Source organism: Pseudoalteromonas sp. C2R02 (assembly GCF_018860845.1).
Classification (GTDB): domain Bacteria; phylum Pseudomonadota; class Gammaproteobacteria; order Enterobacterales; family Alteromonadaceae; genus Pseudoalteromonas.
The window spans coordinates 219,432-230,656 of sequence record NZ_JAHKQC010000023.1 but is presented as its reverse complement, the minus strand read 5'-3'; the positions used below and the strand labels follow the sequence as shown (position 1 = coordinate 230,656).

The 11,225-nt window shown below is 36.5% G+C and carries 9 protein-coding genes; 7 read left to right on the top strand and 2 right to left on the bottom strand.

The window, feature by feature from the left end; translation table 11 throughout:
* Positions 1-36: 36 nt before the first annotated feature.
* Together fadJ and fadI are read right to left on the bottom strand one after the other, a co-directional pair.
* Positions 37-2,148 carry a fatty acid oxidation complex subunit alpha FadJ gene (gene fadJ / locus KO527_RS07900; RefSeq protein ID WP_216039773.1) on the bottom strand — a complete coding sequence of 704 codons (2,112 nt, stop codon included), beginning with the start codon at positions 2,146-2,148 and terminating at the stop codon, positions 37-39.
* Between the two features lie 20 nt (positions 2,149-2,168).
* On the bottom strand, positions 2,169-3,479 hold the full coding sequence (fadI, locus tag KO527_RS07895; RefSeq protein ID WP_216039772.1) for an acetyl-CoA C-acyltransferase FadI: 1,311 nt from the start codon (positions 3,477-3,479) through the stop codon (positions 2,169-2,171).
* A gap of 292 nt (positions 3,480-3,771) precedes the next feature.
* On the opposite strand from fadI, the gene KO527_RS07890 reads away from it, so the two are divergent.
* From KO527_RS07890 to KO527_RS07860, 7 genes are all read left to right on the top strand, one after another.
* Positions 3,772-3,966, top strand: a complete 195-nt coding sequence (locus KO527_RS07890) for a hypothetical protein (RefSeq protein WP_216039771.1) — start codon at positions 3,772-3,774, stop codon at positions 3,964-3,966.
* 193 nt (positions 3,967-4,159) lie between these two features.
* On the top strand, positions 4,160-5,116 hold the full coding sequence (locus tag KO527_RS07885; protein ID WP_042142454.1) for a MoxR family ATPase: 957 nt from the start codon (positions 4,160-4,162) through the stop codon (positions 5,114-5,116).
* Positions 5,117-5,129: 13 nt separating this feature from the next.
* Positions 5,130-6,101: a DUF58 domain-containing protein gene (locus KO527_RS07880; RefSeq protein ID WP_216039770.1), complete on the top strand. Its 972-nt coding sequence runs from the start codon at positions 5,130-5,132 to the stop codon at positions 6,099-6,101.
* A 2-nt stretch (positions 6,102-6,103) separates the two neighbouring features.
* Positions 6,104-6,607 (top strand): DUF4381 domain-containing protein, encoded by a 504-nt coding sequence (locus KO527_RS07875; protein WP_216039769.1) that lies wholly within the window; start codon positions 6,104-6,106, stop codon positions 6,605-6,607.
* A complete protein-coding gene (locus tag KO527_RS07870; RefSeq protein WP_216039768.1) occupies positions 6,607-7,611 on the top strand; it encodes a VWA domain-containing protein in 1,005 nt (334 codons plus the stop codon). Before KO527_RS07875 ends, KO527_RS07870 begins: the two co-directional genes overlap by 1 nt.
* Positions 7,611-9,554, top strand: a complete 1,944-nt coding sequence (locus KO527_RS07865) for a VWA domain-containing protein (RefSeq protein ID WP_354668607.1) — start codon at positions 7,611-7,613, stop codon at positions 9,552-9,554. The genes KO527_RS07870 and KO527_RS07865 overlap by 1 nt, the downstream gene beginning before the upstream one ends.
* Entirely contained in the window at positions 9,548-11,203 is a 1,656-nt protein-coding gene (locus tag KO527_RS07860; protein ID WP_252733541.1) for a BatD family protein, read from the top strand. The genes KO527_RS07865 and KO527_RS07860 overlap by 7 nt, the downstream gene beginning before the upstream one ends.
* Positions 11,204-11,225 lie beyond the last annotated feature (22 nt).

Below are 11,225 nucleotides of genomic sequence, written 5' to 3'. Positions count from 1 at the left end.
GTTTATTTTATAGCCTTTTTAAAGCTTATCTAAAGGTTAGTAATAAGCTTGTTTACCTTCAGCCATATCTACAATTGGCTGACAAGGTTCAAAGTGTTGATTTAGCTGAGATAAAGAAGTTAATCGTGATGCAAGCTCACTGGCACCTAACTTATCCATATAGCTAAATGGACCACCTAAGAAAGGCGGGAAACCAATACCAAAAATAGCACCGATATCACCATCTCTTGCACTGGCGATAATGCCTTCATCTAAACAGCGTGCAGCTTCATTTAACATTTGGCTCACACAGCGTTGTGCTATTTCTTCTTTATTTAATTTTGGTTCAAGCGTAATGCCTAAAAATTCATAAACGGATTCATCAACTTTTTTACCTTTAGACTTACCTGTGCCATAAGTATAAAAGCCAGAGCCAGTTTTACGCCCTAAACGTTTTGAATCAATCATTTTAGAGAATGCATCAGGTGCTTTAAATCGATCGCCTAGCTCTTTTTCTAAGATTGGCGCGATTTTAGACCCTATATCGATACCCACTTCATCTAATAAAGCCAAAGGTCCAACAGGGAAACCAAACTCAACTAAAGCTTCATCTATTTTATCAATTGGTTCGCCTGCTAATAATAAATTTGCAGCCTCATTTACATAAGGTGCTAAAATACGATTTACATAAAAACCTGCTTTGTCTTTAACTACAATAGGTGTTTTACCTTGGCGACGTGAATAGTTGACTACTTTTGAAATTGTCTCTTCACTGGTGTTTTCATGAGGAATAATTTCAACTAACGGCATTTTTTCAACTGGTGAAAAATAATGTAAACCTACTACATTTTCAGGTCTTTGTGCAGTTTGTGCTATTTGAGAAATAGGCAATGATGACGTATTACTGGCAAAAATAGTTTTTTCAGAACAATTTTCTTCAATCGCTGCAACCATATCTTGTTTTAGCTTTAAATCTTCAAATACAGCTTCAATTACCAGCTCTACATTTTTAAAACCGCTGTGATTAGTTGTGCCAGTGATACGGTTCATTTGCTGCTGTAAGTCAGTTTTGGATATAAAACGACGTTTTTGCTTTTTATCTAAAATTTTAAAACTGTAATTTAAAGCATTTGAAATGCCTTGCTCTGCCACATCTTTAATACGAACTTTACTGCCCGCTTTACACGCACTGACATGCGCAATACCTGCCCCCATTAATCCACCGCCTAATACAGCAATGCTATTAATTTTTTCACCTGACTCATCTGCCCATTCTTTTTTCATTTCTGTCGTAGCAAAGAAAATACCACGTAAAGATTTAGATACTTCGCTCATGCATAATGATGCAAAACCTTCAGCTTCAACAGCATATGCCGCTGACTTTTCCATCTCTACACTTGCACGCACCGCTTTGATAATTGCGATAGGCGCAGGGTAATGACCGCCGGTTTTCTTTTCTACATTTTCTTGGGCTTTCTTAAATATTAAGTTTCGACCAAAAGGATTTGACTCTAAAAGCTGGCTTAATTTATCTAATTTAGGTTTTACTGATTTAACTTTACCTTTTGCAATCCATTTAGCAGCAACATCAACTAACACTGCTTGTGGTACGCAATCATGAGCAAGGCCCGCTTTAACAGCTTGCTTAGCACGTACTTGTTTACCTGTTAGCATCCACTCTAGTGCTTTTTGAATGCCCACTAATTTAGGCAATCTTTGTGTTCCACCACCACCTGGTAGTAAACCAAGTTGCACTTCTGGTAAGCCAAGTTTTGTTTTATCTGAGTTACTACAAATTCGATAGTCACACGCCATTGCAAACTCTAATCCACCACCTAGCGCGGCACCATGAATCGCTGCAACTGTTGGGAAAGGTAGTTTTTCAAGATCACTAAAACTTGTGTGACATGTTTGTGATAAATATAACGCATCAGAATGTGACTCTGCGGCTTCTAACATTTTAATGTCAGCGCCAGCGATAAAGTTATCTGATTTACCACTGATAAATATCAAACCTTTAACTTGTGCATCAACTGCTTTGCTTATCACTTCGTTAAGTTCATCAACAAAGCTGGCACGCAGTGTATTCATTTTTTCGCCTGGCACATCAATCGTAACCAAGGCAATTTGTTGTTCATTTACTTCAAAACTAAATACAGAGTCTGTCATTTGGTTTTCACTCTCCATAACTATGCACTCTCAACAATAAATGCCGCACCTAAACCGCCTGCCGCACATGCTGTTGTTAAACCAATACCACCGCCTCGGCGTTTTAGCTCATAAAGTGTTTGTGTAATAAGTCTTGCACCGGTTGCTGCAAATGGATGACCATATGCAAGAGAACCACCATTTACATTGAATTTATCCATATCAATTTCACCAATTGCTTTAGATAAACCTAGTTTTTCTTGTGCAAATTTGTCTGATGCAAACATTTTCATATTCGCTAATGTTTGCGCTGCAAATGCTTCATGCATTTCAATTAAATCTAAATCGGCTAATGTTAAACCCGCACGACGTAATGCAATAGGCGTTGAATGCGCTGGACCCATTAGCATATCGTCATAAACATCTATGGCACTAAATGCAAAGCTTTTTAAATAGCCTAACACTTCATAACCTAATGCTTTTGCTTTACTTTCACTCATCATCAATACAGCAGCTGCACCATCAGTTAATGCTGTTGAGTTAGCAGCTGTTACTGAACCATGCTTTTTATCAAATGCAGGGCGTAATTTAGCATAACCTTCTAATACTGAGTTATGGCGAATACAGTTATCTTCGCTAATAAAGCCCTTATAAGGTGCAACATGTGCAGTCATTACTTCATCTGCAAATTTACCATCAGCCCAAGCTTTACTCGCTAAAGTATGAGAACGATGCGCCAATGCATCTTGATCTTCACGTTTAATCTCGTGAGTTTTTGCCATTTGCTCCGCTGTTTGACCCATAGAAAGGCCTGTTGAGTATTCAGCAACTGCTGGCGGAACTGGCATTAAATCTTTTAATCTTAATTTTGAGAATATTTTTAAGCGTTGCGATAAAGTACGCGCTTTATTTAAGTCAACTAAACTTCCCGCCAGTTTTTTACTTACGCCAATCGGTAAAACAGAAGAAGAATCAGCACCACCTGCAATACCAACATTAACAGTGCCCGCCATAATAGATTCTGCGACGTTAGCTATTGCTTGAAAACTTGTAGCACATGCACGTGATACAGAATAAGCATCAACGCCTACAGGCATACCTGTGCCTAAAACAATTTCACGAGCAATATTAGGTGCTTCTGGCATTTGCACTACTTGACCAAAAACCAGTTGATCTATTTCTTTTTTATCAAAGTTAAGACGCTCAAGCATCTCATTGACAACAAGCTTGCCCATATCAACTGCAGGTACATGATGAAAAGCACTTGCTTGTTTTGCAAAAGGTGTTCTAAGACCGCTTACTATAGCAATGCGATCTCCCTGGTGTGTTTTTAATTTTATTTGCCCAGTCATTTTTCTTCCTCGTTATACAGGTCAGACCTGTTAGTTATACCCTGATTCTAAACAAACTGCCTTTTTTTGCAAACACTTGTTGAAAATTAATTAACAAAGTCATAATAAAAGTAGTGTAAAAACATCAAATTTTCCTGCTAAATTAATGAAAAACAAAAGTGTTATCACTGGGTAACACATTCAGTACAAACGACAACAAACACTCACGCTTTATTGCTACTTATTAACCATGTAATCGGTAACAATTTCCGCAGATGAAAATTAAGATCCTTTGCAAAAGAGTGAGCATATTATGAAACTAGCACAATTTTTAAAAACTGAACTTGGCCGTGAATGGAATGCAAATAGTATTTCAGAAACAACTGAAGGCGCACTAAGCAAGCGTACTGCAAATAACTGGTATAACGGTGAAAAGCGTCCAATCTTAGATTTAGTTGTTGATGGATTAAAATACCGCCAAATGCAAGAACAAGTAAAAGCCGATTAGTATTATGACAAATGATGAAAAAGTAAAAGTTTTCATTACATTTACTCACTTTAAAAAGTGAATACTTAATAAAACAAGCTATTTGCCATGTTTTTTAGTCAAAAAGCTTGTTTTTAATAAAAATGAACCTTATAAATATCCCATAGTCTTAAACTGACAAATATGCCAATTTGGTAAAGGATTTATTGTCGCTATGGCCGTTGAAAAATTTAAACAATTACAAACTTATCTTAATACCCAAATTATTGGGCAAGAACGTCTTACTGATTCATTGTTAATTGGTATTTTAGCTGATGGACATTTATTAGTTGAAGGTCCTCCAGGACTTGCTAAAACTCGTGCAGTAAACGCATTATCAAAATGTGTTGAAGGGTCTTTTCAGCGTGTTCAATTTACTCCTGATTTATTACCTGCTGATATAACTGGTACTGATATTTATCGCCAGCAAACCAGTGAGTTTGTTTTCGAAGCGGGTCCTTTATTTCACAATCTTATTTTAGCCGATGAAATAAATCGTTCTCCTGCAAAAGTACAATCTGCATTACTTGAAGCCATGGCGGAGCGCCAAATTACCGTAGGTAAAACAACTTACCCGTTATCTGATTTATTTTTAGTGATGGCTACCCAAAACCCACTAGAGCAAGAAGGCACTTACCCGTTACCTGAAGCTCAGCTAGATAGATTTTTACTGCATTTAAATATTGATTATCCAGGGGCTGAAACTGAACTTGAAATCTTACGTTTAACCCGCGGTGAAGCTTTATCTGAGCAACAAGCACCTGCCCCACAAATATCTCAAGAGACTTTATTTGAAGCACGCAAAGACGTTTTAAAGCTTCACTTATCAGAGCCACTTGAACAATACTTAGTGCAGCTCATTATTGCGACGCGCCAACCAACAAAACTTGATGATACACTCGCAAACTGGCTTGAGTATGGTGCAAGTCCACGTGCTACTATCGCACTAGATAAATGTGCACGTGCACATGCTTGGCTGCAAGGTCGTGATTTTGTAACCCCTGAAGATATTCAAAGTGTTTTCCATAACGTATTACGTCATCGTATTATCTTAAGTTACGAAGCACAAGCTGATGGTATATCAAAAGATCAAGTACTTGACCGTATATTAGAACTTGTCGCCGTTCCATAAATAAGAGTAAGCAATGATAAATACAACTGAGCACTTGCAGTGGTTAAAAAGCTGTCAGGCCAATGGTGTTTCTCTTGATTTAAAAGAGCTTATCTATTACCGCGCAAAAGCGCGGTTATTGGATTTAACACCTCAAAGTCAAATTAAACATAAAATGGCTGGTCAATATTTAGCGCCTCAAAAAGGGCGTGGTATGGAGTTTGCTGAGGTAAGGCATTATCAACCTGGCGATGATATTCGTTCAATTGATTGGCGAGTAACAGCACGTACTGGCCAAACACATAGTAAAATTTATCAAGAAGAAAAAGAACGTCCTGTTTTTATCTTTACTGATTTTAGCAATACCATGTTATTTGGTAGCCAATTGTTATTAAAATCTGTTCAAGCTGCACATTTAAGTACGTTAGTTGCTTGGTCTGCAAGTGAACGAGGTGATCGTGTTGGTGGCTTAGTATTTAACCAAAATCAGCATTTAGAATTAAAACCAAGTTCAGGTGGCAAAGCCGTATTAAAACTAACGCATAATTTAATTACCAATCACCAAGAAGCACTAAAAACCCATGGTTCAGACTCAGTTCAAAACATTAATTGTTTTAGTGAAAACCTTAAACGATTAAATCAAATAGCAAAACCTGGCAGTTTGATTTATTTAATATCTGATTTTTGTCATTTAGGTACCGAGCAACAAAGTAATGAAGCTTTAAAACAATTACAGCTATTATCTCGCCACTGTGAACTTGTGGCGTGCCATATATCAGATCCCTTTGAAACACATTTACCAGATCATAATAGTGTGATTAAAGTGGATACCGGTAATACGCAATCAAGTTTGCCACTGATGAATAAATCATTTAGAAAGCAATTTAATAATCAAGCACAACAAACTTTAAATAACCGAATTGAAATGTTGAAAAAATCTGGATTACATATATTTTCATTTTCAAGCGCGACCCCTATAGAACAACAAATTTTAGGGAAGGCTTAATCATGGCTGATGCAAACACCTCCACTTCTCCATTAGAACAATTACATGATGTCATTGTTGTTGAACAGGTTTCAGCTTGGCCACCTGCACCTATTTGGTATATGGCTTTAATTCTTACACTGGGGCTTTTAACTGCTTTATTTATCTATTTAAAAAAACAAAGACAATACAAAAAAGCAAAAAAAGAAGCTGTTAATTTGGCGAATAGTTTAATGAGTAACAAAGGCAACTTAGATATAACGCATTTAAACGAATTACAACATATTTTAAAACGCTTAGCTAAGCACTATTATGGTGCACAAACAGCAGCATTAAGCGGTAAAAGCTGGGCGAAATTTGTAAATAGTAGCTGCAATACTCAATGTGAAAGTTCAGCGTTTAACCTGCTTTATCAGGCTAAACTCTCTGATGAGCAAATATCAGACTTAAAGTCTTTACTGCTCAGTGCAATAAAAAAAATGAACATAAGTAAAAGTCATATCAATCTCACTAAAGGAAGCTTTTAATGTTTGAAGTAAGCTGGCCTTGGGTATTTTTAGCATTGCCCCTCCCCTATTTATTAAAAAGATTTAATAAGCGTGCTGCTAATATCCCAACGCTTAAAATACCAAGTTTTGAGCATAATCCACTATTAACGGGTCATAATGAGCAAAAAGCACAAAAAGTCTCATTAATACATTGGCTATTTTGGATCTGTTTATGTTGCGCCTTATCAAATCCTAAATGGTTAGGTGAACCTATTAGCCTACCAAATGAAGGTCGAGACATCATGCTAGCGGTAGATTTATCGGGTTCGATGAAAGAGCAAGATATGGAATACCAAGGCCAGTACGTTGATAGACTCACTATGGTAAAAGCAGTATTAAAAAACTTTATAGAGCAACGTCAAGGCGATAGATTAGGATTAATTTTATTTGCTGATACTGCATTTTTACAAACCCCGCTTACCCGAGATTTAAGCACTGTTAGCCAAATGCTTGCAGAGTCACAAATCGGTTTAGTTGGTCGTGCAACAGCGATAGGTGACGCCTTGGGTTTATCTGTTAAGCGTTTCTCACAGAAAAAAGATAGCAACCGAATTTTAGTATTACTCACTGATGGTCAAAATACCGCTGGTAACTTATCTCCAGAAGAAGCTTTATTGCTCGCTCGAGAAGAAGGCATAAAAGTCTATACCGTAGGTGTTGCTGGTGATGGTGGTAATAACCGTTTTGGCTTATTTGGTATGAATACACTCTCATCAGGTTCAGGTTTAGATGAAAAACTGTTAACTGATATCGCAGAACAAACTGGTGGGCTTTATTTCAGAGCAAAAGATGTAGCTGGATTACAGCGTATCTATCAAGAGCTTGATACCTTAGAGCCGATAGCCAGCGATGTGCAAACGTTTAGACCGCAAACTGCGTTATTTTATTATCCACTATTAATCGCTTTATTTTTATTATTAATAGCTGGTATTAAACCTTGGTTTAATTATAAAAAACCAACCATAAATGGAGAACGCACCTAATGGACTTCAATTTAATGGAATTTGAATTTTTAAGATCTGAACTTTTATGGCTTTATATACCTGCTTGCATATTAATTACCTTAATTATGCTGCAAAAGCAAAAACATAAAGGTTCACAAACCGTGATTGCATCACACTTAGCACAGTTCATTATGTCTGATGGAAAAAAACAAACTAAGCCCAGTTCAATTTGGTTAGTGCTATTTTTATTAATTGGTGTATTAGCTGCCGCTGGTCCTAGCTGGCAAAAGCACAGTGTGCCTGTATATCAAGCAAAACATGCCCGTGTCATTGTCATGGACATGTCGTCTTCTATGTACAGCGAAGATATAAAACCAAATAGATTGAGCCAAGCACGATTTAAAACTTTAGATATGGTTGAGCTATTTAAAGAAGGTGAAACAGCTTTAATTGCTTATGCAGGCAGTGCTTTTACGATATCTCCACTGACAAGCGATGCCCAAACACTGACTAATTTAATACCCAGTTTAAGCCCAGAAATCATGCCAGAAAAAGGCTCTAATGTTCTTGCTGCACTCGTACTTGCAAAAGAGCTATTGCAACAAGCCGGTTATTTAAATGGCGATATTATTTTAGTAACCGATGGTATTGATAGTGAAGATATGAGCGATGTTTCTGACTACGTTGCTGATATGGATTACAAACTTAATATTTATGCGGTAGCCACCGAGCAAGGTGCACCAATAAAATTACCTCAAGCTGGGTTTTTAAAAGATCAATATGGTCAAATTGTAATACCTAAAGCAAACTTTTCCGCTTTAAATAATATCACTAAACAAGGTACTGGTGTGTTTTCTAATTATCAAACAAATAATTCAGATATCGCAATATTTAATAGCTCTTTATCTGCAGATGATTTACAACAGCAACTTGTTGAACAAGAAGAACAAACATTATGGCGTATTGACGGTGGGATTTATTTAACATTACTACTGTTACCCATCGCTTTATTGATGCTACGTCAAAACAGTGCCTTATTTATTTTACCTTTAGTTTTGATCAGTATGCCCTCAAAAAATGCGCATGCATTAAGTTTTGATGATGTTTGGCAATCAATATCACAAAATCAAGATCAAAAAGCATTAAAAGCCTATAAAAATCAAGATTATAAAAGCGCAACGGATACCAAGCTTAAAGATATTAAAGGTGCGGCACATTATAAAGAAAGTAACTTTGAAGCTGCATTGTCTGAGTTTGAGCAAGATACCAGCGACAAAGGCCTTTATAACCAAGCTAATACATTGGCACATTTAGGTAAGTATAAAGAAGCCATAGATAAATATGAGCAAGCTTTATCTCTTAACTCTGAGTTTTCACAGGCAAAAGATAACCTAGAAATTGTTAAGCAGCTTGAGCAACAAGAACAGCAAAAACAACAAGGCGATGATAAAAACCAAGACGGCGATCAATCTAAAAAAGATGATCAGCAAAGTGAAGGTGATAAATCAGAACAAAATAAAGATCAACAAGGCGATAAACAAGAAGATCAGCAAAACGGTGAGAAGCAAGATCAACAAAGTTCTGATGAGCAAGATTCTGACAAACAATCAGATAACTCTCAAGAAAGTAGCGCCGATAAAAAAGGATCTGAACAAGAAAACAAACCAGAACTAGACGAGCAATCACAAGAAGCAAAAGAGCAAGAAGCCCAGCAATCTGAAGAAGAAAAACAAACTCAGCAGCAAGCGCAACAAGAGGCTCAACAAACTACTCAAGAACAAGCAGAAAAAACCAAAGAAGAAATGTTGATGCGAGAAGTTGCTGAACTTAGCAACGAGGAAAAAGAAAAAGCGCAGCAGTTAAACCAAATTCTTAGAAAAGTACCTGATGATCCGGCTACTTTATTACGCAATAAAATGAGACTTGAGTATCAAAATAGACTCAGACAAAGAACACCTCAAGGAGTACAAAAATCATGGTAAGAAGTTTTACATTACTGTGCCTTTTAGTTTTAGCATTACCAAGCTTCGCTTTAACCGAGCTTACAGCAAGTGTCGATAAAAACCCCGTTCTACAAGGGGAATACTTTGTATTATCTATCGGTGCCGATGATACAGTTCAAGGCTCACAACCCGATACAGCCGCTTTACTTAAAGATTTTATTGTGGGACCAACAAGTGTTAGTAGCCAAACCAGTATTATTAATGGTTCAGTTACAAGAAAAACAGTTTGGAAAACTGAGCTTATGTCTCGTAAATCAGGCGTGTTTCAAATTCCTGCGTTTGAGCTAAATGACATAAAATCACAACCATTTAAATTAGAAGTAAAAGCCAGAGAAGCACAAAGCAGTAATAATAAAGATATATTTATTAAAACAAGCCTGACACCAAACACTTTATACGTGCAACAAGCGGGAGTTTATAACGTTAAACTATATCTTGCAAAAGATTTAAGTGAAGGAAGCTTAACAACACCTGAGCTTGAAAATGCTCAAATATCGCAACTTGGCAAACAGGTTGAATCAAACGAAATTATTGAAGGTAAACGCTATTTAGTTGTTAGTCGAGATTATCTTGTTCAGCCACAAAAAAGTGGCGAATTCACAATTGAAGCACCTGCATTTAATGGTCGTATAAGACAAAACTATCGCTCAATTGCAGTCTCCGCAGTAGGAGAAGATACACAGCTAACAGTAAAACCTATTGTAGATAACTATCAAGGCAATTGGCTGCCAAGTGAACTAGTTACTTTACACGAAGAGTTCCAACCAGATAATATGAGTGTAGAGGTAGGTACACCGATTACCCGCACTATCACACTTACTGCGGTTGGTATTACTAAAGAGCAACTTCCTGAAATAAAATTAACCAAATTAGATGGCATTAAAAGTTATCCTGACCAAGCAGAAAATAAAAATGTAGTAAGAGATGGTAGAATCATTTCACAGCGCATTGAGTCTTTTGCCTTATTACCACAAAAACCAGGAAACTATACCTTACCTGAAGTTAAAATTCCTTGGTTTAATACCGTAGTAAATAAAGTTGAATTCGCAACATTGCCTGCTAAACAAATCACAGTTACAGGCTCAGCGCTGACAACTCAAGCGCCTATCGTTTCAAATACAACTACTAACAGCGATAATCAAGCTCAAACATCTTCAGATTCAGCGACACCTACAATTATCACTCAAGTTGAACCGGTTTCATTGTGGATCACAGTATTAGGTTATGCTCTGTGGGTTATGACACTTATCACTTTAATTATTTTTAGGGTTCGAAACAAAAATAAAGTATTGATAAATAAAGAAGAAAAACCTCAAGATAAAACAAAAATGAATATTAAAGATGCTTTATCAAATCTAAAAATCGCAGAAAAACAAAGTGATCTAAAAGATTTTAATCAAGCTTTAAATACTTTTAGTAAAATAAAATGCAATTGTGAACAAGCAACAAGTTCACATTTAATCAATTTATACCAAAATGATGAACTGACTGCTCAAGTCCATAACCTGCAAAAAAGCCTATATTCTCAAGGTGCTGGTAATGTCGATTTAAATAAAATCATTTCTCTTTTACAACAGCCAGTAAAAGCGAAAAGAGGTGCTAAGCAAACATTAGAAACGCTTTATTAAATCACTTTAGTTCAGCGATTAA

Excerpts from the sequence above, each read along its gene's own strand:
- KO527_RS07870 (WP_216039768.1), top strand. The coding sequence starts at position 6,607 with ATGTTTGAAGTAAGCTGGCCTTGGGTATTTTTAGCATTGCCCCTCCCC.
- KO527_RS07875 (WP_216039769.1), top strand. The coding sequence starts at position 6,104 with ATGGCTGATGCAAACACCTCCACTTCTCCATTAGAACAATTACATGAT.
- KO527_RS07890 (WP_216039771.1), top strand. The coding sequence starts at position 3,772 with ATGAAACTAGCACAATTTTTAAAAACTGAACTTGGCCGTGAATGGAAT.
- KO527_RS07880 (WP_216039770.1), top strand. The coding sequence starts at position 5,130 with ATGATAAATACAACTGAGCACTTGCAGTGGTTAAAAAGCTGTCAGGCC.
- fadI (WP_216039772.1), bottom strand. The coding sequence starts at position 3,479 with ATGACTGGGCAAATAAAATTAAAAACACACCAGGGAGATCGCATTGCT.
- fadJ (WP_216039773.1), bottom strand. The coding sequence starts at position 2,148 with ATGACAGACTCTGTATTTAGTTTTGAAGTAAATGAACAACAAATTGCC.
- KO527_RS07860 (WP_252733541.1), top strand. The coding sequence starts at position 9,548 with ATGGTAAGAAGTTTTACATTACTGTGCCTTTTAGTTTTAGCATTACCA.
- KO527_RS07865 (WP_354668607.1), top strand. The coding sequence starts at position 7,611 with ATGGACTTCAATTTAATGGAATTTGAATTTTTAAGATCTGAACTTTTA.
- KO527_RS07885 (WP_042142454.1), top strand. The coding sequence starts at position 4,160 with ATGGCCGTTGAAAAATTTAAACAATTACAAACTTATCTTAATACCCAA.